21 protein-coding genes are annotated in these 23,400 nt (G+C 72.3%); 15 read left to right on the plus strand and 6 right to left on the minus strand.

Annotated features, from left to right (window positions below; translation table 11 throughout):
* Positions 1 to 18: 18 nt before the first annotated feature.
* Positions 19 to 1,893, plus strand: a complete 1,875-nt coding sequence (locus tag ACFY2Z_RS14050) for a cellulase family glycosylhydrolase (RefSeq protein WP_390744422.1) — start codon at positions 19 to 21, stop codon at positions 1,891 to 1,893.
* On the opposite strand, the gene ACFY2Z_RS14055 is transcribed toward ACFY2Z_RS14050, so the two are convergent.
* Positions 1,886 to 3,136 carry a YncE family protein gene (locus ACFY2Z_RS14055; protein WP_390744423.1) on the minus strand — a complete coding sequence of 417 codons (1,251 nt, stop codon included), beginning with the start codon at positions 3,134 to 3,136 and terminating at the stop codon, positions 1,886 to 1,888. The two genes, ACFY2Z_RS14050 and ACFY2Z_RS14055, sit on opposite strands and share 8 nt — an antisense overlap.
* 241 nt (positions 3,137 to 3,377) lie before the next feature.
* Here ACFY2Z_RS14055 and ACFY2Z_RS14060 point away from each other — a divergent pair, with 241 nt between their 5' ends.
* The 4 genes from ACFY2Z_RS14060 (at position 3,378) to ACFY2Z_RS14075 (ending at position 6,603) form a co-directional block, all read left to right on the plus strand.
* A complete protein-coding gene (locus ACFY2Z_RS14060) occupies positions 3,378 to 4,037 on the plus strand; it encodes a TetR/AcrR family transcriptional regulator (RefSeq protein WP_390744424.1) in 660 nt (219 codons plus the stop codon).
* Positions 4,038 to 4,078: 41 nt separating this feature from the next.
* Complete coding sequence (locus ACFY2Z_RS14065) at positions 4,079 to 4,267, plus strand: hypothetical protein (RefSeq protein ID WP_390744425.1); 189 nt, start codon at positions 4,079 to 4,081, stop codon at positions 4,265 to 4,267.
* Positions 4,268 to 4,450: 183 nt separating this feature from the next.
* Entirely contained in the window at positions 4,451 to 5,101 is a 651-nt protein-coding gene (locus ACFY2Z_RS14070) for a TetR/AcrR family transcriptional regulator (RefSeq protein WP_390744426.1), read from the plus strand.
* A gap of 272 nt (positions 5,102 to 5,373) precedes the next feature.
* Positions 5,374 to 6,603, plus strand: a complete 1,230-nt coding sequence (locus tag ACFY2Z_RS14075) for an NAD(P)/FAD-dependent oxidoreductase (protein WP_390744427.1) — start codon at positions 5,374 to 5,376, stop codon at positions 6,601 to 6,603.
* 75 nt (positions 6,604 to 6,678) lie between these two features.
* Here the strand turns inward: ACFY2Z_RS14075 and ACFY2Z_RS14080 are convergent, their stop codons facing one another.
* Complete coding sequence (locus ACFY2Z_RS14080; RefSeq protein ID WP_390744428.1) at positions 6,679 to 7,587, minus strand: DMT family transporter; 909 nt, start codon at positions 7,585 to 7,587, stop codon at positions 6,679 to 6,681.
* A gap of 68 nt (positions 7,588 to 7,655) precedes the next feature.
* Between ACFY2Z_RS14080 and ACFY2Z_RS14085 the strand changes: the two genes are divergently transcribed.
* The 3 genes from ACFY2Z_RS14085 to ACFY2Z_RS14095 all read left to right on the plus strand — a co-directional run bounded on the left by ACFY2Z_RS14085 (position 7,656) and on the right by ACFY2Z_RS14095 (position 9,959).
* Positions 7,656 to 8,513 (plus strand): LysR family transcriptional regulator, encoded by an 858-nt coding sequence (locus tag ACFY2Z_RS14085; protein WP_390744429.1) that lies wholly within the window; start codon positions 7,656 to 7,658, stop codon positions 8,511 to 8,513.
* 135 nt (positions 8,514 to 8,648) lie between these two features.
* A complete protein-coding gene (locus tag ACFY2Z_RS14090; protein WP_390744430.1) occupies positions 8,649 to 9,404 on the plus strand; it encodes a polysaccharide deacetylase family protein in 756 nt (251 codons plus the stop codon).
* 30 nt (positions 9,405 to 9,434) lie between these two features.
* On the plus strand, positions 9,435 to 9,959 hold the full coding sequence (locus tag ACFY2Z_RS14095; protein ID WP_390744431.1) for a MarR family winged helix-turn-helix transcriptional regulator: 525 nt from the start codon (positions 9,435 to 9,437) through the stop codon (positions 9,957 to 9,959).
* A 27-nt stretch (positions 9,960 to 9,986) separates the two neighbouring features.
* Here the strand turns inward: ACFY2Z_RS14095 and ACFY2Z_RS14100 are convergent, their stop codons facing one another.
* Positions 9,987 to 11,714, minus strand: coding sequence for an ABC transporter ATP-binding protein (locus ACFY2Z_RS14100; RefSeq protein WP_390744549.1), 1,728 nt, complete (start codon positions 11,712 to 11,714; stop codon positions 9,987 to 9,989).
* A 284-nt stretch (positions 11,715 to 11,998) separates the two neighbouring features.
* On the opposite strand from ACFY2Z_RS14100, the gene ACFY2Z_RS14105 reads away from it, so the two are divergent.
* The 3 genes from ACFY2Z_RS14105 (at position 11,999) to ACFY2Z_RS14115 (ending at position 14,966) form a co-directional block, all read left to right on the plus strand.
* Positions 11,999 to 13,087, plus strand: coding sequence for an S-(hydroxymethyl)mycothiol dehydrogenase (locus tag ACFY2Z_RS14105; protein ID WP_390744432.1), 1,089 nt, complete (start codon positions 11,999 to 12,001; stop codon positions 13,085 to 13,087).
* Positions 13,087 to 13,716, plus strand: coding sequence for an MBL fold metallo-hydrolase (locus ACFY2Z_RS14110; protein WP_311694651.1), 630 nt, complete (start codon positions 13,087 to 13,089; stop codon positions 13,714 to 13,716). Before ACFY2Z_RS14105 ends, ACFY2Z_RS14110 begins: the two co-directional genes overlap by 1 nt.
* 281 nt (positions 13,717 to 13,997) lie before the next feature.
* On the plus strand, positions 13,998 to 14,966 hold the full coding sequence (locus tag ACFY2Z_RS14115; protein ID WP_390744433.1) for an aldo/keto reductase: 969 nt from the start codon (positions 13,998 to 14,000) through the stop codon (positions 14,964 to 14,966).
* 41 nt (positions 14,967 to 15,007) lie between these two features.
* Here ACFY2Z_RS14115 and ACFY2Z_RS14120 read toward each other — a convergent pair whose 3' ends face one another.
* Positions 15,008 to 15,559: an RNA polymerase sigma factor gene (locus ACFY2Z_RS14120; RefSeq protein WP_390744434.1), complete on the minus strand. Its 552-nt coding sequence runs from the start codon at positions 15,557 to 15,559 to the stop codon at positions 15,008 to 15,010.
* A gap of 46 nt (positions 15,560 to 15,605) precedes the next feature.
* Here ACFY2Z_RS14120 and ACFY2Z_RS14125 point away from each other — a divergent pair, with 46 nt between their 5' ends.
* The 4 genes from ACFY2Z_RS14125 to ACFY2Z_RS14140 all read left to right on the plus strand — a co-directional run bounded on the left by ACFY2Z_RS14125 (position 15,606) and on the right by ACFY2Z_RS14140 (position 20,325).
* Positions 15,606 to 17,009, plus strand: a complete 1,404-nt coding sequence (locus ACFY2Z_RS14125) for a serine/threonine-protein kinase (RefSeq protein WP_390744435.1) — start codon at positions 15,606 to 15,608, stop codon at positions 17,007 to 17,009.
* Between the two features lie 256 nt (positions 17,010 to 17,265).
* Entirely contained in the window at positions 17,266 to 17,994 is a 729-nt protein-coding gene (locus ACFY2Z_RS14130; RefSeq protein ID WP_390744436.1) for a DUF4232 domain-containing protein, read from the plus strand.
* A gap of 189 nt (positions 17,995 to 18,183) precedes the next feature.
* The gene (locus ACFY2Z_RS14135) at positions 18,184 to 19,446 is read left to right on the plus strand and encodes a hypothetical protein (RefSeq protein WP_390744437.1); all 1,263 of its coding nucleotides are present in this window, start codon (positions 18,184 to 18,186) and stop codon (positions 19,444 to 19,446) included.
* 87 nt (positions 19,447 to 19,533) lie between these two features.
* Positions 19,534 to 20,325: an SDR family NAD(P)-dependent oxidoreductase gene (locus ACFY2Z_RS14140; RefSeq protein WP_390744438.1), complete on the plus strand. Its 792-nt coding sequence runs from the start codon at positions 19,534 to 19,536 to the stop codon at positions 20,323 to 20,325.
* Positions 20,326 to 20,341: 16 nt separating this feature from the next.
* On the opposite strand, the gene ACFY2Z_RS14145 is transcribed toward ACFY2Z_RS14140, so the two are convergent.
* Positions 20,342 to 22,192 carry a glycosyltransferase family 39 protein gene (locus ACFY2Z_RS14145; protein WP_390744439.1) on the minus strand — a complete coding sequence of 617 codons (1,851 nt, stop codon included), beginning with the start codon at positions 22,190 to 22,192 and terminating at the stop codon, positions 20,342 to 20,344.
* A gap of 394 nt (positions 22,193 to 22,586) precedes the next feature.
* Complete coding sequence (locus ACFY2Z_RS14150; protein WP_390744440.1) at positions 22,587 to 23,249, minus strand: 1,4-alpha-glucan branching protein; 663 nt, start codon at positions 23,247 to 23,249, stop codon at positions 22,587 to 22,589.
* Positions 23,250 to 23,400 lie beyond the last annotated feature (151 nt).

Genomic DNA, 23,400 nt, shown 5'->3' on the forward strand with positions numbered 1-23,400 from the left:
AATTCTCGTCCGATTGTAATGGACATGGCGAAACTGCGTGCGCGTCTGCTCGGCTTTCTCGTGGCGCTCACCGGTCTGCTTGCGACGACCGGTGGACATCCCGTGGCCGCCGCCTCCCTTCCGGACTCCCTCTGGTTCGACGCCCGGGCCCGGTCCGCCCTCACCGTCCGGGACGGCCGGCTGACCGACGGTCTCGGCCGCGAGGTCGTGCTGCGCGGTTACAACGTCTCCGGCGAGACCAAGCTGGCGGAGAACGGCGGCCTGCCCTTCGCCTCGGTCGCCGACGCGAGGAAGTCCGCGGCCGCGCTGCGCACCCTGGGCGGTGGCAACGCGGTCCGCTTCCTGCTCTCGTGGGACCACGCCGAGCCCGTACGAGGCCGGACCGACACGGCCTATCTCGCCGCGCTCACGGACCAGATGCGCCCGTTCCTCGACGCCGGCCTCCGCGTTCTGCCCGACTTCCACCAGGACCTCTACTCGCGCCATCTGTTCGACGAGGGAAGTTGGTACACCGGTGACGGCGCCCCGCAGTGGGCCGTGGACGCCGGGAACTACCCCGCTGAGTCCTGCGGGATCTGTCTCTTCTGGGGCCAGAACATCACCCAGAACCAGGCGGTGACGAAGGCGTCGTACGACTTCTGGCGCAACGCGTACGGCGTGCAGGACGCCTTCCTCGCCACAGCCCAGCAGACCATGACGTACCTCGCCCAGCACCTGACCGACGACGAGTTCGCGGGCGTCATGGGCTTCGACCCGTACAACGAGCCGTACGCGGGCACCTACGACTCGGGTCGGACGAGCCGCACCTGGGAGCAGAACGTGCTCCTGCCGTTCTACGAGCGGTTCCGCGCGCGCATGGACTCGGCCGGCTGGCAGGACAAACCGGCCTTCGTCGAGCCCAACCTCTTCTGGAACGCCAACATCTCCAGTCAGAAGCAGGAAGGAGGACTCCTCGACGCGGGCACGCTCGGATCGCGCTATGTCTTCAACACCCACTTCTACGACCAGAAGGCCATCTCCGGCATCCTGATGTGGGGCAAGGCCGGGGACGGTCAGTACGCGGGCGACTTCGCCACCGTGCGCGACCGGGCCGCCGCCCTGGGCACGGCCGCCGTCGTCAGCGAGTTCGGCCATCCGCTGTCCGGCTCGGTCTCCGACAAGGCGCCCACCGTGGTGAAGGCGATGTACCAGGCCCTCGACTCCCGGCTGCCGGGCACGAGTTGGTGGAACGATCCGGCGGCCTCCGGAACGGTGCTGTCCGGCACCCAGTGGCAGTGGGATCTCTACAGCGGCCGCCACCACGAGGCGATGAACGGCAACCCCGACAAGGTCCTCACCCCGGGCGACGCCTGGAACGGGGAGGACCTCTCGGTGGTCGCCCTCGACGACTCCGGCTCCCCGGTGCTGCGCCAGGACGCCCGGCTGCTGGACCGGCTCTACCCGAGCGCCACCGCGGGGACGACGCTCGCCTTCACGTACGAGGACCGCTCCCGGGACGGCTCCACCACCCTGACCTGGAACCCGGTCCCGGCCTCGCTCCCCGACGTGGCGCGGCTGGTGGGCTCGGGCCAGTACGGTCTGCTGGTCTGGCGCTCGAACGGCTCCGCCGCGCCCACGGAGCTGCATCTGCCCGCCTCCTTCCCGGCCGCGTCCACCACGGTGGTCTCGGATCTCGGCACCGCGGCTGGACTGCCCGCGTACACCGGGTCGACCCCGATCGCCGTGGCGGACGAACCCGGTGGCGCGGGCGGCAAACGGCTTCTGCTGACCGCCTCCGGCCCCGCGGGCGTGCACTGCGCGCTGGTCACGAACGGAGCGAAGGCCCCGTCCGCGTCGCTGCTGAGCGCGGCGCGGACGGAGCTGTCGGCGTGGGCGGCGAAGGAGATCAGCTAGCGGAGGGACCCGTCCAGTCCTCCGGGACATGGGCCAGGCGCACCCGCTGCGGGTGGTCGCCGACCGGGACCGAGACGACCTTCTCGCCCGTCGAGAAGTCGATCGCGGTGACCTGGTCGGCGCCGCTCTCCGAGATGATGCAGTCCTCGCCGTCCCCGCTCACGGTCGCCCAGTAGGGCTTGGAGGCGGTGACGAGCGGGCCCTCCTGGAGGGTGGCGCGGTCGACGACGGTGGCGTAGTCGTCCATCGTCCCCGCGATGCACAGCTTGGTGCCGGACGGGTTCATCGAGATGCCGTGGTGGCGTGAGTCGTTGACCCAGGTCGTACGGTCCTCGCTGGTCGCCGGGTTCTTCGGCAGGGTCTTCACCCGGGTGATCTTGTCGGCGGCCACGTCGTACTCCAGGAAGCCGTTGAAGAACGACACCTGGAAGTACAGCTTGGACTCGTCGGGGGTGAACGCGGCGGGACGCACCGCGTCGGAGAAGTCCTTCAGCCCGATGGCGTCGAGCCGGCTGCGCATGTCGACGATCTTGACCTGCTTGAAGGTGTGGGCGTCCACGACCGTGATGTGGCGGTCGCCCTTGGTCCAGTCCCACGCCGGGTCGTCCAGCGAGGTGTTGACGTCACCGATGGCCATGTTCCAGATGTACTTGCCGTCCTTGGTGAAGATGTTTTCGTGCGGCTTGTCGCCGGTGGCGAACTCGCCCAGTTCCTGACCGGTGTCGATGTCGAGGACCTGCACCTTGTTGGCGGTGGAGGCGGAGACCGCGACCCGGGTGCCGTCGGGGGAGACCGCCATGTGGTCGGCGCGGTAACCCGCCACCGGGAAACGCCAGTTGATCCTTCCGGTGGCCAGATCGATGGACACGACGTCGGCGAAGCTCGGCCGGGAGACGACCATCGACCTGCCGTCCGGCGTGGAGTACATGTCGTCGACGAACTGGTCGTGCCCCTCGCCGACGCTGTTGCGGATGGCCATGAAGTAGATCCACTTGATGGGATCGCCGTTGATCTCCGCCATCCGTTCGGACTTGTCGGGGATCACGTTGACGCGGCCGATCTTCGCGAAGTCGCCGCTCGACCTGATGACGTCGGCGGTGCCGTCCCAGTTGTTGCCGACGAACATCACCTCGCGCAGCGCGGTGGAGGAGTCCTGTGCCGAGGCCGCCGACGCCGTCCCGCCGGCGGTCAGGGCGAGGGCGGCGGACAGGGCGAGCAGGTACCGGGGTCTGGAGGCAGGCATGGTGGGGGTCCTGTCGTCGAGGGAGGGTGGCGAAGGCCACCTGGACCTGGTGCGAGCATGACAATGCGATCGGGGTGCGACGCCCGGCGGGGCCGGAGGGTGCGGGTCGCCGATTCTGAATACGTCTGCGTTCAGAATGACTTACTGGAAAGTAAGGAGGGTGCCGCCTTCTTCACAAGACTCCGCACGCGACAAAATTGAGCGAGAGGCGAACACATCGGCGAGTGACGCGGGGGAGTGCGTGACGGGCAGACTCAGACAGCCCACGGGGCGCTACGGAGGCAAGTCGGCCGAGGAACGGCAGGCCGAGCGACGCCGGCGGTTTCTGGACGCCGCGCTGCAGCTCTTCGGTGACAGTCCCGGCTACCGGTGCACCACAGTCGCGGCGCTGAGCGAGGCGGCGGGGCTGTCGACACGCCAGTTCTACGAGCAGTTCCACACCCTCGAGGACGTGCTGGCCGCTCTGCACCTCCAGGTCAACGACTGGGCGGAGCAGGCCGCGGCGGCCGCCCTCGCGCGCGCCCGCGACCTCCCGCTCGCCGAGCGCGCCGCCGCGGTCTTCGGGGCGTACGCGGCCGACGTCACCTCCGATCCGCGCCGGATCCGGATCACCTTCGTCGAGATCATCGGCGTCAGCCCGCGGCTGGAGGAACAGCGGCTGGAACGCCGCTCCCGGTGGGTGGAGTTCATCTGTGCCGAGGCCGCGCTGGCCGCCGAGCGCGGGGAGGCGGCGCCGCGCGACTACCGGATCGCGGCCACGGCGTTCATCGGCAGCGTCAACGGCCTGCTGCACGACTGGCGGGCCGGCTGGGTGGAGGCGACCCTCGACGAGATCGTGGACGAACTGGTCCGGCAGTTGCTCGCCATCCTGCGCCCGGCCCACTGGCGGCCGGGCGCCTGAGCAGCCGGCTCTGCCCTCACCCCGCCACGACCGCCGGCAGGGTGGCCGCGACGGCGAGCGCCGCACCGAGCAGACGGCCCGCGCACAGCCTGCGGCGCAGGGCGCAGCTGCGCCGCGCCGATCCCGTGCCCAGCGGCGTACTGGGTCTGGAGAGCACCTCCGGCCGGGCCGAACGCGAGTACGGCCTCGAGGCGGGTGAGATGCTGTCGTACCGCGCCTGGATGCGCTGATCAGGGCCCGGGGACGCCGGAACGGCCGCGAGCCGCCGGGACCCTCGGGCGCCGGCGGATCGTCGGGGCACCGCCCTTGCGTAGGCTTCCGCCCGTGGACCTCGCCACCCCGGTCGAGGACCTCCGGCCGCTCGCGGGACTGGCCGCCGGAGGACCGCCCGCAGTCCCGGTGGGGTGGTGACCATGGCCGGCAGGACGGTACGGGCGGAACAGGTCGGCGCGACGCGCGAGTTGATCCTCACCGCCGCGGAGCGGCTGTTCGCCGAGCGCGGGGTGCACGCCGTGTCCAACCGTCAGGTCAGCGAGGCCGCGGGCCAGGGCAACAACACCGCGGTCGGCTACCACTTCGGCACCAAGGCCGACCTGGTCCGCGCGATCGTCCGCAAACACGCCGCACGCATCGAGGGCGTGCGCCTGCGGATGCTGGCCGAGACCGGCGACTCCACGGACGTACGCGACTGGGTGTCCTGTCTGGTGCGTCCCCTCCCCGAGCATCTTGCGGCGCTCGGCAGCCCCACCTGGTACGCCCGGTTCTGCGCCCAGGTGATGACCGATCCGGGGATGCACGCGATCATGGTCGAGGAGTCCCTCTCCTCGTCGTCACTTCGGCAGGTGCTCGAGGGGCTGCACCGCTGTCTGCCCGATCTGCCGCCCGAGATCCGGGCCGAACGCAGCGCCATGGCAAGGGAGCTGATACTCCATCTGCCCGCCGAACGGGAACGCGCCCTGGCCGAGGGCACGCCCACCCCTCGTGCCACCTGGGGCGACGCCGCGAGCGGCCTGGTCGACGCGATCGTCGGCATCTGGCTGGCCCCGGTCACGAACCGCGCCTGAGACAGGGGAGATACGCGCGCGACCGGGGGGAGGGAAAGGGGCTGCGGCTACGCCGAGAACGAACTCCCGTTCCCACTGAACGTATCGGACTACCGTATCCCCGAACTTTCGCTCTGGTGGCGGCCGTTCATGCCAGACCACGCATCCGATGCACCGAGCGATCCGACGATCCGGCACCAGATGAATCCGACGAATGGGGAAGGGAACACGCGGATGGAACAGGACCAGCCGAGCGCCCTGCGCGACGCCCCCACGACCCGGGCGGCGGCACAGTGAGGCACATCGTGGTCGTCGGCGCGTCGGCCGCGGGTCTCGCCGCGGTCGAGACACTGCGCCGCGAGGGGTACGAGGGCACCCTGACCCTCGTCGGCGACGAACCCCACGCGCCCTACGACCGGCCGCCCCTGTCCAAGCAACTGCTGGCCGACGGATGGCGGCCGGAGCGGCTGATGTTGCGCACGCCCGGCCATCTGCGCGCACTCGGCCTGGACCTGCGACTGGGCGTCGCGGCGACGGGGCTGGACCTGGCGGGCCGAGCGGTCCGGCTGGCCGACGGTTCCACGGTCGCGTACGACGGACTGGTCATCGCCACCGGGTTACGCCCGCGCCGGCTGCCCGGCGAGGGCGCGCACGTCCTGCGCTCCCTGGACGACGCGCTGACCCTGCGGGACGGGCTCGCCCCAGGCCGACGGCTGGTCGTGGTCGGCGCCGGGTTCCTCGGGGCGGAGGCCGCCGCCGCGGCCCGCGGACTCGGCGCCCGGGTGACCCTGCTGGAACCGGCGCCGGTGCCGCTCGCGCACGCGGTCGGCGAGGACGTCGGACGCGTGCTGGCCCAGGCCCATCAGGACCACGGGGTGGAACTGCGCACCGGGGTCACGGTGACGGAGGTGACCGAGGAAGGAGTGCGGCTCGCGGACGGCGAGGTGGTCGAGGCCGATGAGATCCTGGTCGCGATCGGCTCGGTGCCCAACACCGGCTGGCTGGCGGACAGCGGCCTGGCGGTGGACGACGGAGTGGTCTGCGACGAGTACTGCGCGGCGGCCCCGGACGTGTACGCGGCCGGGGACGTGGCCCGCTGGCACAACCCGCTGTTCGGTGTGTCGATGCGGATCGAGCATCGCACCAACGCGGCCGAGCAGGGCATGGCCGCGGCCCGCAACCTGCTCGCGGCCGGACCGGGCAGACCGTTCGCACCCGTGCCGTTCTTCTGGTCCGACCAGTACGAGCTGAAGATCCAGGCCTACGGCCATCTGCGCGGCCATGACGAGTTCGCCGTCGTGGAGGGTGCTCTGGCCGAACGGCGGTTTCTGGCGGTGTACCGCACCGGTGACCGGGTGACGGGCGTCGTCGCCGCGGGAATAGCGCCGAAGGCGATCCGACACTGGCGGCAGGCCATCGCGTCCGGAGCGGCCTGGCGCGAGGCCGTGGGGACCGACGCGGCCGGCACGCCCGCTGCGGGAGCCGCGGTGCGTGAGGCCACCCCGGGCGGTCCGTCGCTCTGACGAGGGGGGCCGGTGGACCGGCCCTCCACCCGCGTCCCGTCGTACACCGCGTCGGCCGAGCGCTTCCGGGCCTCGTCAGCGCCGTCCGGCCACGATGCTGACCGCGTTGGCGGCCACGACGGCCCCGATGGCCGCCCACTCCATGCCGCCCAGCCGCTGGCGGAGCACGAGCAGGCCCACGATCGCGGCCAGCACGGGGTTGACGCTCATGAACAGTCCGAACGCGGGCGCCGAGACGCGCCGCAGCGTGAACAGATCCGCGAGATAGGGCACCGCGGAGGACAGGACACCGGCCGCGACCGCACACCCGGCCGCCCCGGCGGTCGGCGGGTGCCGAAGCGCGACGACGACCCCGACGGGCAGGAACAGCAGGGCGGACACGGCTGCCGCGGCCGCCGAGCCCTGCGCCCCGGGGACGCGCCGGCCGACGACGCGGTTGAGCACGATGTACGCCGCCCAGCAGCAGGCGGCCAGGATGCCGAGGCCCATTCCCACGTAGTCGGCGGACGGCTGAGGGCGCATCAGGACGACGACTCCCGCCGCCGCGATCAGCGCACAGCACGCGTCGACCGGGCGCCGTGACGCGGTCAGGGCGATGGCGAGCGGGCCGAGGAACTCCAGGGTCACCGCGAGCCCGAGGCCGATCCGGTCGACGGCGCTGTACAGGGACAGGTTCATCGTCCCGAACACCACGGCCAGCAGCAGCACCGGCCACCACTGCGGCCAGGTGAACGACCGCAGGCGGGGCCGGCCGACGGCCAGCAGGACCAGCGCCGCGACGTACTGGCGCACCGCGACGACGCCGAGCGGCCCCAGGACGGGGAAGGCGAGGGACCCGATCGCGGCGCCCGTCTGATTGGACAGGCCGCTGCCGACCATGGTGACGACACCGGCCGGGCTCGTGCCGGCGGACTGCGGCCCGAGGACCGGGGGATCGGTCCGGCCTGCGGCGGGCGCCGCGGGGTCTGCGGATGCTGCGTGCATGCTCCGATGGTGCGAGGACGGGAAGCATGCGAAAAATGCATGCACCGAGACACTCATACGCTTGGGTCATGCATGACGTGGAACTGCGGCAGCTGCGGTGCCTTCTGGCGATCGTCGACGAGGGCACCTTCACCGACGCGGCCATCGCCCTCGGCGTCTCCCAGGCGGCCGTGTCCCGCACGCTGGCCTCGCTCGAACGCTCGCTGGGCGTACGGCTGCTGCGCCGTACCTCCCGCGAGGTCACCCCCACCCCCGCCGGGGTGCGCGTCATGGCGCACGCTCGGCGGGTGCTCGCCGAGGTGGACGAACTGGTCCGGGACGCGACCTCCGGTCCCGCCCGGCTGCGGATCGGCTACGCCTGGTCGGCGCTCGGCCGCCACACCCTCGCCTTCCAGCGGCGCTGGCGTGAACAGCATCCGGCGACCGAACTGCTCCTGGTACGCGTGAACTCGACGACGGCCGGGCTGGCGGAAGGATCCTGCGACCTCGCGGTGGTGCGCAGACCGGTGGACGACCGGCGTTTCGACTCGGCGATCGTGGGGCTGGAGCGGCGGCTGTGCGCCATGGCCGCCGACGATCCGCTGGCCAGGCGCCGCTCGGTACGCCTCGGGGACCTGAGTGGACGCACCCTCCTGGTGGACCGCCGCACCGGCACCACCACAGCGGAGCTGTGGCCGCCGGACGCCCGCCCGGCCACCGAGGCCACGCACGACGTCGACGACTGGCTGGCCGCGATCTCCACCGGCCGGCGTATCGGCATGACGGCCGAGTCCACCGCCAATCAGTACTCCCGGCCCGGGGTCGTCTACCGGCCGGTGCGTGACGCCGAGCCCATCGCCGTCCGGCTCACCTGGTGGCGGGACGATCCGCACCCCGCGGTGCAGTCCGTGACCGAGCTGCTGATCTCGCTCTACCACCCGAGCTGACGCGGCGCGCGCCGCGCCGCCGCCCGGCTGTCATCCTGGATCGTGATCCCGCTCGCCTCGCACCGGGCCACGGCCCCCGACCGGAGGGACACCCCTCGTGACCACCGTACGGCTCCGACCGGAGGGACCCGACGCATGACCGCCGCTCGCCTGGTGCGCGCCGCCGCCCGTGCCGCGCTGCCCGTCCTCGCCGCCGTCCATGTCGCGCCCGTCGTCTCCACCTTCGGTCCGCTGCGCAACCGCGTCATGCCCCGCCTGTCCGGCCGCGGCCGGGCCGGTCATGTGGCCCTCACCTTCGACGACGGCCCCGACCCGGTGTCCACCCCGCTGTTCCTGCGGCTGCTCGCCGACCGGGGCGTGCACGCCACCTTCTTCCTGCTCGGCAACCAGGCGCACCGCTCTCCCGGTCTGGTCCGCGACATCGCCGCGGCGGGCCACGAGATCGGCGTCCACGGCTGGCGGCACCGTCCGCTGCTGCTGCGCGGCCCGCGCGCCACCTACGACGACTTCGCCCGTGCCCGTGACACGGTCGCCGCGATCACGGGACGGCAGCCGCGGCTCTTCCGGCCTCCCTACGGCATCATGTCGGCCGCCGCGCATCTGGCCGCCCGCCGTCTCGATCTCACCCCCGTGCTGTGGACCTGCTGGGGCGAGGACTGGACCGCCCACGCCACACCGGACTCAGTCCACCGCACGGTCACGGCCGACCTCGACGGGGGCGGGACCGTCCTGCTGCACGACTCCGACTGCACCTCCGCCCCGGGCGCCTGGCGGTCGGCGCTGGGCGCGCTGCCGCTCGTCCTCGACACCTGCGAGCAGCGGGGATACGAGGTCGGACGGCTGGCCGAGCACGGCCGGCCCGGTGCGGAACCCCGCGGCCAATTTACTTGACTTAGTCAACGATATGGTAAACTCGGGCGTATGCCCACCCCACAGCCGCGTTCCGCCCCCGCCTCTCCGGAAGTGATCGAGATCGAGCGAGCGCTCAACCGCATCACGTATCTGAGCACGCGCGCCCGACAGCACGACCGGCTGATGGCGCTCGCGGGTGTGCCGCTGGACCGGGCCGCCGTCGCCCTGCTGCGGCAGATCGCCGACTCCGAGCCGCTGCGCCCGGGCGAACTGGCCAACCGGCTCGGGGTCGAGGCCTCGCACGTCACCCGGCAGGTGCAGCAGCTGCAGAAGTCGGGCTACGTCAGCCGGGTGCCGGACCCGGACGACCGCCGCGCCCACCGCGTCGAACTCACCACCCTCGGCCGGGAGGCCGTCGACCGCGTCCGCGAGACCGGCGTCCGTGGCATGCAGGCGGCCCTTTCCGCGTGGTCGCCCGAGGAACTGAGGCAGCTCGCCACCCTCTTCCACCGCATGGTCGACGACTTCCTCGCGCACTCCGTCGACGACGAGGCCGCCCCGGAGATCCTGACCGCCGCACGCCCGGAGTCCTGACCCGCCCCGAGCCTGGCCGCGGCGCCCTCAGTCGTCCGCCGCGAGGAACTGGGTCGCGGCCAGTTCGGCGTACAGGGGGTCCGCGGCCACCAGATCGCGATGGGTGCCGACCGCGCGAACGCGGCCCCCGTCCATGACGACGATCCGGTCGGCCGCCGTCACGGTGGACAGCCGATGGGCGACCACGAGGACCGTCGTCGACCGCGCCACATCCGCGACGGTGTCCCGCAGGGCCGCCTCGTTGACCGCGTCGAGCTGCGAGGTCGCCTCGTCCAGCAGCAGCAGGCGCGGGCGGCGCAGCAACGCGCGGGCGATCGCGACACGCTGGCGCTCCCCGCCGGACAGCTTGGTCCCGCGATGCCCGACGAGGGTGTCGAGCCCCTGGGGGAGACGCCCCACCAGACCGTCCAGCCGCGTCGTCCGCACCACACGCGTCACCTCCGCGTCGTCCGCCTCGGGGTTGCCGAGCAGAAGGTTGTCCCGCAGCGAACCGGACAGCACCGGCGCGTCCTGCTCCACATAGCCGATGGCGGAGCGCAGCTCGGACAGCTCCCACTCGCCCACGTCCCGGCCGTCGACCGTGATGGTGCCCGACTCCGGGTCGTAGAACCGCTCGATCAGGGAGAACACGGTTGTCTTGCCCGCACCCGAAGGACCGACGAAGGCGGTCATCCCGCGGGCCGGCACCGCGAAGGTCATCCCGTGGTGCACATACGGCAGATCGTCGCCGTACCGGAAGCGCACCTCCTCGAAGGCGACGGCGGCCGGTCGCGCGCCGGGCGACGGCAACGGAGCGGACCGGAGGGGCGGTTCGGCGGGCAGCCGCAGCGCCTCCTGGATACGGGCGAGCGCGGCGGAACCGGTCTGGTACTGGGTCACCGCGCCGACGACCTCCTGGATCGGCGACATCAGATAGAACACGTAGAGCAAAAACGCGACCAGGGTGCCCACGTCGATCGCGCCGGTCGCCACTCGCGCGCCGCCCACCGCCAGCACGGTGATGAAGGCGATCTGCATCGCGAGGCCCGCCGTGTTTCCCGCGACAGCCGTCCATTTGGCGGCGCGCACGCTCTGCCGCCACGACTCCTCCGCCGCCGCGTGGACGGCCGCCTCCTCGCGGTACTCCGCACCCGACGCCTTGACCGTGCGCAGCGCGCCGAGGATCCGCTCCAGCAGGGCGCCCATCGCGCCGACCGCGTCCTGCGCCTGCCGGCTCGCCCGGTTGATGCGCGGCACGATCACCCCGAGCACGGTGCCCGCGCCCAGCACCACGGCGAGCGTGACACCGAGCAGCACCACGTCCACCAGGCCCATCATCACCAGCGTCGCGAGCAGCGTCAGGCCGCCGGTGGCGAGACCGACCAGCGAGTCCGTGGTGACCTCGCGCAGCAGCGTCGTGTCGGAGGTGATACGGGCCATCAGGTCGCCGGGCTCGGTGCGGTCCACCGCGGATATCCGCAGCCGCAGCAGATACGACGACAGGGTGCGCCGGGCACCGAGCACCACCGACTCGGCGGTGCGCCGCAGCACGTACGAACCCAGTCCGCCCAGCGCCGCATTGCCGAGCACGAGCCCCGCCATGCCGAGCAGCGCCCCGGTGAGGGGCCGGTGGTGCGCCAGATCGTCGATGAGGCCGCGGGCCACGAGCGGCAGCAGCAGCCCCGTGGCCCCCGTGACGAGCGCCAGCAGCGCACCCGCGATCAGCGTCCACCGGTGCGGTCGTACATATCCGAGGAGCAGCCGCCACGCGGGCACCGCGGAGTCCGGGCCCGGTGCCGCACCTTCCGCACCCCCGGCGGTCTCGGCACCTTCGGCAGCCTTCGGCCCGTCGGGACCGTACGCGTCCCGCGTGCCTTCCGCGTCCTCCGTGCTGTCCGTGTCTTCTCTATCGGTGATGCTCACACCGCTCCTCGCGAAGTGTCACGGCATTCCCTGCGCCATATGGGCGTTCAGCCTAATCCGCCGTGGATCATAGGGGTGGGCCGCCCCTGGCCCGCTCCGGGCGCACCGCGCCCGCACCACCGACGGAAGGCAGCAGCATGGCGCAGGAAGTACGCGGCGTGATCGCCCCTGGCAAGGACGAGCCGGTGCGGGTGGAGACGATCCTCGTGCCGGATCCGGGTCCCGGTGAGGCGGTGGTGCGCATCCAGGCATGCGGTGTCTGCCACACCGACCTGCACTACAAACAGGGCGGCATCACCGACGACTTCCCCTTCCTGCTCGGCCACGAGGCGGCCGGCGTCGTCGAGTCGGTCGGCGAGGGCGTCACGGACGTCGCCCCCGGGGACTTCGTGATCCTCAACTGGCGGGCGGTGTGCGGCACGTGCCGTGCCTGTCGGCGCGGTCGTCCCTGGTACTGCTTCAACACGCACAACGCCCGGCAGAAGATGACCCTCGCCGCCACCGGCCAGGAACTCTCCCCGGCCCTCGGCATCGGCGCCTTCGCGGAGAAGACGCTGGTCGCGGCCGGACAGTGCACCAAGGTCGACCCGTCCGTCTCCCCGGCGGTGGCTGGCCTGCTGGGCTGCGGGGTGATGGCGGGCATCGGCGCCGCCATCAACACCGGGAACGTGGGCCGTGGCGACTCCGTGGCGGTCATCGGCTGCGGCGGCGTGGGTGACGCGGCCGTCGCGGGGTCGTATCTCGCGGGCGCGGCGAAGATCATCGCGGTGGACATCGACGACCGCAAGCTCGCCACCGCGAAGGAACTGGGCGCGACCCACACCGTCAACTCCCGGCAGGCCGACCCCGTCGAGGCGATCCGCGAACTGACCGGCGGCTTCGGCGCCGACGTCGTCATCGAGGCGGTCGGCCGCCCGGAGACGTACGAGCAGGCCTTCTACGCCCGTGATCTCGCCGGCACCGTCGTCCTCGTCGGGGTCCCCACCCCCGAGATGAAGCTGGAGCTGCCGCTTCTCGACGTCTTCGGGCGCGGCGGGGCGCTCAAGTCGTCCTGGTACGGGGACTGCCTGCCCTCCCGCGACTTCCCCATGCTGATCGACCTGCATCTGCAAGGGCGCCTCCCGCTCGACAAGTTCGTGACCGAGACCATCACCCTCGACGAGGTGGAGAAGGCCTTCGAGCGGATGCACCAGGGCGACGTGCTGCGCTCGGTGGTGGTGCTGTGATGACCGCCCGCATCGACCGCCTGGTCACCTCCGGCACCTTCTCCCTCGACGGCGGAACGTGGGAGGTCGACAACAACGTGTGGATCGTCGGTGACGACCACGAGGCCATCGTCATCGACGCCGCCCACGACGCCGACGCCATCGCCGAGGCCGTCGGCGACCGGCGGCTGCGCGCCATCGTGTGCACCCACGCCCACAACGACCACATCGACGCCGCGCCCGCCCTCGCCGAGCGCACCGGCGCGACGATCTGGCTCCACCCGGACGACCTGCCGCTGTGGAAGATGACCCATCCGGACCGGCTGCCCGACCGCTGGCTGGACGACGGCCATGTGATCGAGGCGGCCGGCACCGATCTGACCGTGCTGCACACCCCCGGTCACGCACCCGGGGCGGTCTGCCTCTACGACCCGGGTCTCGGCACGGTCTTCACCGGGGACACCCTCTTCCAGGGCGGTCCCGGGGCCACCGGCCGCTCGTTCTCCCACTTCCCGACGATCGTCGCGTCGATCCGCGACCGGCTGCTGACCCTCCCGCCGGAGACGGTCGTCCGCACGGGACACGGCGAGTCGACGACCATCGGCGCCGAGGCGCCCCACCTCGACGAATGGATCGCGCGCGGCCACTGACGCGCGCACCCGTCGGAAGACCCATGCGCGAACGCGCCGGGCCGCCGACGCGAGAGACGCCCGAGGGCGTCCGGCTTCCGCCCACGATCCGCGCACCCGGATCCGCGGCGCGGAGGCCGGACCGGCGCCCGGTGTCGTGCACCCGGCGGGAGTTGCCGGCCACCCCCTAGGGTGGGCAGGGATCACGTCGTCGGGGCCGACGGCGGCGCCGGCCGGCCGTGAGCGGTCGTCTCCGGCGCTCCGCGACGCCCGGCCCCGCCCCGAGGGAAAGCAGGAGTGGCATGGAGTACGTGAAGCTCGGTTCGACCGGTCTTGACGTGTCCCGGATCTGCCTGGGCTGTATGAGTTTCGGCCTCCCCGACCGCGGCACCCACACATGGAGCCTCGACGAGGAGGCGTCCCGCCCCCTGATCCGCCGGGCGCTCGACGCCGGCATCAACTTCTTCGACACCGCGAACGTCTACTCGGACGGCACCAGCGAGGAGATCGTCGGCCGAGCGCTCGCCGACTACGCCAGGCGCGACGAGATCGTTCTGGCGACCAAGGTGCACGGGCGGATGCGGTCCGGACCCAACGGCGGCGGACTGTCCCGCAAGGCGATCATGACGGAGATCGATCACAGTCTCCGCCGTCTCGGCACCGACTACGTCGACCTCTACCAGATCCACCGCTGGGACCCCACGACCCCCGTCGAGGAGACGATGGAGGCCCTGCACGATGTGGTCAAGGCGGGCAAGGCCCGGTACATCGGAGCCAGCTCGATGTACGCCTGGCAGTTCTCCAAGGCCCAGTACACGGCCCGGCTGGGCGGCTGGACACGCTTCGTGTCGATGCAGAACCACTACAACCTCCTCTATCGCGAGGAGGAGCGCGAGATGCTGCCGCTGTGCGCGGACCAGGGCGTCGGCACGCTGCCCTGGAGCCCGCTGGCCCGCGGCCGTCTGACCCGCGACTGGGACGAGACCAGCGAGCGCAGCCGCACCGACGAGTTCGGCAAGCGGCTCTACCAGGAGGGCGACCGGGCCGTCGTCGACGCGGTGGCCACCGTGGCCGCCGAGCGGGGCGTCCCGCGCGCCCGTGTCGCCCTCGCCTGGCTGCTGCAGCAGAACACCGTCGCCGCGCCCATCGTCGGCGTCACCAAGCCGCACCACGTCGACGACGCGGTGGCGGCCCTCGACGTCCACCTCACCGACAAGGAGACCGAGGCGCTCCAGGAGCCGTACCGGCCGCATCACGTCAGCGGTCACTGACGGGCAGGGGCGGTACGGATCTCCGTACCGCCCCTGGTCCCTCACATGCTGCCGGCCAGCCAGGGCCTGACCTGCCGGCGCGCCTCGTGCAGACGGGACTTCAGCGTGCCCAGCGGGACCCCGACGCGTTCGGCGACCTCCGCGTACTCCAGCTGACAGATGTCCCGGTAGACCAGCGGCGCCACCAGATGCGGATGCTCACGCTCCAGCCGCTCCAGTGCCTCCAGCAGATCGACGCGGGACCCGGCGATCACGCTGGTGGTCCGCGGATCGACGTACTCGGTCGCATCGATGGTCGCGGGCTGCTCGGCGGCCCGGCGCTTCAGTTCCCGGTACTTCTGCCGCGCACAGTTCGCGACCACCGTGTACAGCCATGTGCTGAAGCGACTGCGGCCCTGGAACGTGGTGATTCTCCGCGCCACCTGGAGCAGCACGTCCTGCGCCGCTTCCTCGGCGTCCTCCCGGCACGGCAGGAACCGCCCGCAGCGCCGAAGGACCTCCGGCCCGATCAGCTGGAGCAGCCTGTCCAGGGCCACTGCGTCACCTGCCGCCGCTCGTCGGGCGAGCTCCTCGGAATCCGCGGCATCCCCCACTGGGAGCTCCCCTCGAAGTCGATGTTCGACCAGGCATGATAGTCCTATGCACTCCCTGGAGCGGATCGACCGCTACCGCCTGGAACGCCGCCTGGGCGGCGGCGCCTTCGGCACTGTCTGGCTCGCCCACGACGACGACCTCGAGGCGCTCGTCGCGGTCAAGGTGCTCGCCGACAACTGGGCCCACCGGCTGGACATCAGGGAGCGCTTCCTCTCTGAAGCACGCCTGCTGCGCCGGGCCGGTTCCAGCCGGGTCGTCCAGGTCTACGACATCGGTGAGCTGCCCGACGGCAGGCCCTACTTCGTCATGGAGTACGCCGACGGCGGCACCCTCGCCGACCGCCTCACCGACGGTCCGCTCCCGGTCGCCGAGGCCCTGCGGCTGACCGCCTCCTCCGCGCGGGCGGCAGCGGCCCTGCACGGAGCCGGGATCGTGCACCGGGACATCAAGCCGTCCAACGTCCTGCTGCGCACCGGGCCCGACGGCTCCACCCGGCTGCTGCTCGCGGATCTGGGCCTGGCCAAGAGCCTGGCGCAGGCCTCCGGACTGACCATGGCCGCGGGCTCCGCGGGGTACGCACCGCCCGAGCAGACCGAACCCGGCATGGGCATCGACGCCCGCGCCGACGTCTACAGCCTCGGCGCCCTCGGCTACCACCTCGTCACCGGCACGGTCCCCGCAGCGCCCGGCCGGGTGCAGCCCCCGGACCGGCTCCGCCCCGATCTGCCGCCCGAGGCCCGGCGGGCCCTGCTGCGGGCCATGGAACCCGACCGGGAGCGGCGCTGGCCGACCGCGGACGCCTTCGCCGACGTCCTCGACCGGCTCGCCGACGACGTCGCACCGCCCAGCCGGGCGCCCTCGGCCCCGGCCGCCGTGCGTCCCCACCGCCGTCGGGGGACCCTGCTCCTCGCGCTCGCCGCGGTGGCCGTCGCCGGCGGTACCGCGCTCGCCACCACCATGCTGCTCGACCGGCCCGCGGCGGCGGACGTGACGGTCAAGGACGCCTCCGGGAGGATCCAGGTCGCCGTGCCCGCGGCCTGGGGCCAGCAGCTGCGCGACGCCGGCTGGGACCCGAAGACACTGGGCCTGCCGAACGGGCACGAGCCCGCCCTCGGCGTCGCCGAGGACCTCTCGCGATGGCAGGACCTCCGCAGCCCTGTCAACGGCGCGTTCGTCGGCCTGAGCGAGCACGGGGACCTCGCCGCCAAGGTGCGCGCGCTCACCCATTCGGGTTGTCACTACGAGGGCAGCCGTGACTACCGCGGCACGGCCTGGCAGGGGCCCATACGCACCTGGGACGACTGCGACGGCGGCAAGGGCTCCGTCACGGAGGCGGCCCTCGCCGCCACCGACGGCACCGGCGGGATCCGGGTGTATGTGCAGCTACGCCAGGACGGCGGCAGCGACCGCACCGACCGGGTCCTAAACTCGATGCGAGTCACCGGCTGACCACCCGCGTATCGGGTAGCCGGCGACCCCGCACAATTCAGTGCGTCAGCCCCGTCACCACGGGGCGGGTCAGCCCCCACACAGAACGCAGTGCAGCGCCCCCCACGGCACAGCGCGCGCCGGTCGTCCCCCAGCGGCGCACCCAGCCGGAACGCCCGAACTTTTCCCCGCGAGCGCGCATCGGACAGAAAGGACGGAGCACACGGCCCCGTCCGCACACGCCCTCCCAGGCGGTGAGTTGCGAGGAGCATCGATCATGTTGACCTTCCGGCGCGGCACGACGGGCCCGGACCACTACGGCACGGCACCCTTCCTGACGGCGCGACGCATGGTGTCGGCGCTGGGCGCGGTCGCCGCGCTGACCCTGCTCACCGCCTGCGGCGGCCAGCACGGCACGTCCGGCACCGCCCCGCAGAAGCTGCCCGGGACGGCCCAGCCGGCCACCGGCGACGGGACGAGCGCCGACGGCGCGTCGAAGGACACGAGCGGCGGCACCCCGGCCGCCTCCACCGGATCGAGCGACTCCGGTTCCAAGAGCCCGGCGGGCTCCACCGGAGGCGGCACCAGCAGCCGCTGCCACACCTCCGAGCTGCGCGCGTCGGTCGGCGCCAACAACCCCGGGGCCGGGCAGGAGAGCTTCCCGCTCGTGCTGACCAACAGCTCGGGGCGGACCTGCACGATCGACGGCTACCCGGGCGCCGCCTTCGTCGACGCCTCCGGCAAGCAACTGGGCCCCGACCCCAAGCGCAACGCCGGAAGCCCCGCCAAGATCACCCTCGCACCGGGCCGGAGCGCCTGGGCGGGCCTGACGTTCTCCAACCCCGGGGTGAGCGGGGCCAAGACGGCCAAGCCCGCGGCGATCCTCATCACCCCGCCCGACGAGCGGGACTCCGTGAAGGTGACGTGGTCGGGCGGTCCGGTCCCCGTGTCCGGCAACTCCTCCACGGCGCACCTGTCGGTCTTCCAGGCGGGCACCGGCGCCTGACCCCTGCCCCCCGGCCCCGCTGTCCGCCCGTCGGACAGCGGGGTTGTTCATGGGACTGTCGCGTTTGTCACAGAGCGGCAACACGTGCCGGGAACCCCGATCTTTCCGCCGTCCTCGCCCATCGAACCCGTTTGAGCGACACCAACGGAGGCTCCGCACGGGGCCGTGACGAGGAAACCGGGGACGATCATGAACGGCATCTCACGCAGGCGTGTGCTGACCGCGGGCGCGACGGTGGGCGCCCTGGGCGCGCTGTCCGCCTGCTCGGGCGGTCTGGGCGGTCTGGGCGGCCTGGACTCGGGCGGTGAGAGCCCCTCGCACCCCTCGGGCACGACACAGGCCCGGCCCCTGAAGCTCATCGGCGACGGCTCCACCGCCGACACCGGCGCCCAGCCGCACCAGCCCGAGGCCGAGCGGCTGAAGCCCGGCCAGCGGCCGCCGCAGTTCGTGGTGTTCTCCTGGGACGGCGCGGGCGAACTCAGCAACCAGCTGTTCTCCCGCTTCCGCAAGATCGCGGCCGACCACAAGGCGTCGATGACCTTCTTCCTCAGCGGCATCTACGCGCTGCCCGAGTCCAAGAAGCACCTCTACCGTCCGCCGCAGCACCCGGTCGGCGCCTCCGCGATCGGCTACCTCGCCGACCGGCACATCCACGCCACACTCCAGCAGGTGCGCTCCGCGTGGCTGGAGGGCCATGAGATAGGCACCCACTTCAACGGCCACTTCTGCGGCGCCGACGGGGTGCGCAACTGGTCGTCCGCCGAGTGGAAGAGCGAGATCGACCAGGCCATGCGCTTCGTCACCGAGTGGAAGACCAACACCGGTTTCACCGACCTCGACCCGCTGCCCTTCGACTACCAGAAGGAACTGATCGGCGGCCGCACCCCCTGCCTGGAGGGCCAGACGGCCCTGCTGCCCACCGCCGCCGCACTCGGCTGGAAGTACGACGCCAGCTCGCCCGGCGGACTGCAGATGTGGCCCGGCAAGGTGCAGGGGGGCCGGATCTGGGACTTCCCCCTCCAGTCCATCCCGTTCTCCGGACACTCCTTCCAGGTGCTGTCGATGGACTACAACATGATGTTCAACCAGTCCGCCGGCAACCCTCTGGGCGACAAGACCCAGTACGACGCCTGGCGCGCCCAGGCCCGCGACACCTACCTGGCCGGTTTCCAGCGCGCCTACGAGAGCAACCGTGCCCCGTTCTTCATCGGCAACCACTTCGAGCGCTGGAACGGCGGCATCTACATGGACGCCGTGGAGGAGGCGATCGGGCGGATCGCCGCGTACGACGAGGTGCGCATGGTGTCCTTCCGGCAGCTGGTGGAGTGGCTGGAGGCCCAGGACCCGGCGGTCCTCAGGAAGCTGCGCACCCTGGCACCGGGACAGTCACCGCTCGGCGGCTGGGAGGAGTTCCTCGGCACACCGGCCTCCTCGGCGCCCACGGCGGCCTGACCGGAGGTGCCGACCGTCGATGCCGGGCCGGCGGACCGTGGAACACGACCGTCGGCACCCGGGGGCGGGCGCTGTAGCGTCCGTGGCATGGATCACACAAGGCGGTTCGAGGGGTACGCAGTTCTCATCACGGGCGCGGCGCGTGGCATCGGCGCCGCGACGGCCCGCCGGCTCGCCCAGGAGGGCGCCCGGGTCCTGGTCACCGACGTGGACGCGGAGGAGGCCGACAGGACCGCGGCGGCGCTGCGGGACGGGGGCGCGCGGGCGGAGGCGTTCCCCTGCGACGTCGCCGACCGCGCCGGTGTGGAGGCGGCCGTCGCCCGCGCCGTGGAGGCGTTCGGGACACTGGACGTCCTGGTCAACAACGCCTACGGCTGCACCCCCGACGCCCCGCTCTTCGAGGACGAGCCGGACGAGGTGTGGGCCCGCGACCTCGACCTCACCCTGACGGGGGCGTACCGCTGCAGCCGCGCGGCGCTCCCGCACCTCGTGGCCTCCGGCCGCGGCGCGATCGTCAACATCGGTTCCGTCAACGGCATCCAGGACTTCGGCAACCATGCCTACAGCGCGGCGAAGGCCGGTCTGATGTCCCTCACCCGTACCCTCGCCGGCCACGCGGCCCCTCGCGGGGTCCGCGTCAATCTGGTCGCCCCGGGCACGGTCCGGACCACCGCGTGGCAGGACCGCGAGGCCGACCTGGCCGCTGCGGGCGAGCTGTACCCACTGGGCCGGGTCGGCGAACCGGAGGACATCGCGGCGGCCGTCGCCTACCTGGCCTCCCGCGACGCGGCGTGGATCACGGGCACGACGCTGTGTGTCGACGGCGGTCTGCTCGCCGTGAACACGGGATTCCGCCAGGCGGTGCGGCAGCGCCGGTGAGCCACGCCGCAAGCGGTCACTCCTGTCGCGCTGACGGCCGGGCGTCGCAGCGGTAGAGCACCGGCAGATGAGCGCCCCCGCCGTAGGCCGACGCCGGTACCTGCGTGCAATGCGTGGTGACCCAGTGCGCGACGGCGGCGGCGTCGGGGGCGAGCGCCGTGTGGTGCCGGCCTTTCTTGTGCGGGTGACGCAGGCCGACGTAGCGAAGTTCGCCCGAGCTGATCAGCCGCTGCATCGCCCGCGGGGTGGGGTAGGGCACCTGCCCGGTGAACCCGCCCATCGGCAGCATGGGCGCGTTCGCCGCGAGTATGTAGGCCGAGGCGTCGCTCCAGGCGGGCACGGCCGCAAGGTACTTCGCCCCGCCCCGGTGCGCTTCGAGATAGGCCAGGAACCGCTCACGGGCCGGCGTCAGCCGGGAGGGACCGCCGCCCCCGGGGCGGCTGGCGGGGCCGACCCGGGCCATGCCGCCCGGCTGGTTGTAGCGCGGGGACAGCGCCGAGGCCGACCACACGGTCGGTATCAGCATGACCGCGGCGAGTCCGGCGGCGAGTCCGGCCATGGCGATCCGCGGCCGCTGGGCGAGGCGCGTCCTGCGCAGGCCGAGCAGCGCGAGGGACACCACGGCCAGCACCACTGCCGCGGGGCCCTGCCAGCTGAGGAAGTGCCGGTAGCACAGCGTCAGGGCCACACACCACACCACATTCACGGCGATCACCGTCGGCAGCACCCAGGCGCGGCGGCCGCGGCGCTGCCAGGCCCGCCAGGCCCGGACCAGCCCGGCGCCGCTCAGCGCCGACAGGGCCACGGCGACGACGCCCATGTAGTACGTGTGACCGGTGACGCTGCCGAAGCTGAACGCGGCGAAGAAGGTGGCCAGCCACACGCCCCACAGCAGGTAGCCGGTGAACATCCTGTCGGTGCGGCCGGGGCGGCGACGCCACACCACCGCGAGCCCCCAGGCGAGGCCGAGCGCGGCCAGCGGGTACAGCCACCCCGTCTGCGTCGCCAGTCCCGGGCTGAACATCTTCAGCACGCTGTCGCCCATGCCGGGGCCCGAACCGCTCGCATGGTGCGCGGCCTGGCCGGTGGCGACGCTGCCCGTCCCGCCCGCGTCGACACCGACCGCATCGAACCTGCTGAGGAAGTTGTAGCCCACGACCATGCTGTAGGCGGAGTTGTCCGTCGTCCCGTCTATGAAGGGGCGGGACTGCGCGGGTACCACCGTCGCGACGACCATCCAGGACACCGACACGGCCATCGTCACCACGCCGGCCAGTGCCATGTGCCCGGCCCGGCGCCGCCAGGTCGTGGGCGCGGCCACCAGATAGGTGACTCCGAGCGCGGGCAGCACCGCCCAGGCCTCCAGCATCTTGCACTGGAACGCCACCCCCACCCAGACCCCGGCGAGCAGCAGGGTGCGCAGCCGCGCCCGCTCCACGGCCCGCCAGGTTGCCTCGGCGGCCAGGAGCAGCAGCAGGACGAACGGCGCGTCCTCAACTATCGACCGGCCGAGCCCCACCGTCACGGGCGTGAGCGTCAGGAACCCCGCGGCCAGCAGACCCGCCGGGACACCGGCCCAGCGGCGCACCAGCACATGAAGCAGCAGCACACAGGCCACGCCCTCGACCGCCTGGGGGAGGACCAGCGCCCAGGGGTGGAAGCCGAAGAGCATCGCCGACAGGGCCTGGGGCCACAGGAAGCCGGGCAGCTTGTCGAGGGTGATGGAGTTGCCCGGGTCGAACGAGCCGAAGAAGAAGGCGGTCGGGCTGTCGGTCATGCTGCGCACGGCGCTGGCGTAGAACACGTGATAGACGCTGCGGTCGATGCCCCAGGTGTCGAGCACGGCCGCGAGCGCCAGGAGGGACAACAGGACCGGAACCTCGTACCGTGGCCGGGGTGTTCTCGATGTCCACCGGAAAGGCCGTGTCCCGTCGTCGGGTCGGGCGATGGCGGCCGGGGCCGCCGCGCCCGAGGCGGTGGGCTCGGGGCCGGACACAGTGGTCGGCTCGGAATGGGGGCTGAGCATGGATGGGCCCTTCCAGGACTCCCGCGGAACTCTTCACCGTCGCGTCGGTCCGGTCCCGTACCTCATATGACCGGACCGACGACCACGAAGAGGGAGTCGTACGCGTGTCCCGTTGCCCGACCTCCACAGGACGTCGGTAAGAACCTACTCACCAGCGTCCTACCCAGGGCCTGTCGTCAAACTCCCGCCTGCCCTCCGGGCGACGACGCGAGGTTGACGACAGGCCCTGGTTGTATTACCCCAGCAGCGCCGCGAACACGGCGCGGGGCTCGCCGTCGTCGGGGGAGCGCCAGCCCGCCGTGACATGCCCCGCCGCGCTGGCCGGGCCGGTGCCGCCCGGCTCCAGGACACGCGTGACCCGGATGGTCAGGCGCCCGCCGGAGGGGGACCCGGTGGTGTCCACGGTCAGGCGGGTGTCGTCGGGGCCGCTGGTCACGGTCGCCGAGACGACCCCGGTGGCGAGAGGGGCACCGTCGAAGCGGACGGTGACGGACGGGTCCGGGGTGTCGCTCACGCTCTGTGCCTGGGGTTCGGCCCGGCCCTGGAGCAGCGCCAGCAACTCGGCGACCAGCACGGGGTCATGCGTCCCGTCGTAGATCCACCGCTTCCCCAGCACGCCGTGCTCGGACGTCCCGATGAGCCCCTCCTCGGCTCCCTCCAGGGGCGCGGCCCGGTAAGTGAGCGGTGTGTGGTAGGACACGGGCCGGTCGCCGGACTCGTCAGTGCTCACCATGAACTCGATCCCGACCTCGCCCTGGGGGTCGTCCAGCCGGAACCCGCCGGTCCGTGACAGCACCGGCTCGCCGCCCGAGCCTCGGTACCAGGGCTGGGCGGGCAGCCAGGGCGTCAGGAGTTCCAGCTTGGTGGGCGCCATGGTGGTGCGGTGAATGATCGACATGCCTGGTGAACGTCTGCCGCCCGGCAGGCGGTTCCCATTCCGGCCGCCGTACGCCCGTTCAACCCGCAAACTTCCCGAACGGGTGAGTCCTCGTCATCCGCACCGGCCCCCGGCACCCTGTGCCGCCTCCGCCACACGCCCGGCGGACCGC

Origin of the sequence: Streptomyces sp. NPDC001222, from assembly GCF_042896945.1 — a bacterium.
Taxonomy (GTDB): domain Bacteria; phylum Actinomycetota; class Actinomycetes; order Streptomycetales; family Streptomycetaceae; genus Streptomyces; species Streptomyces gibsoniae.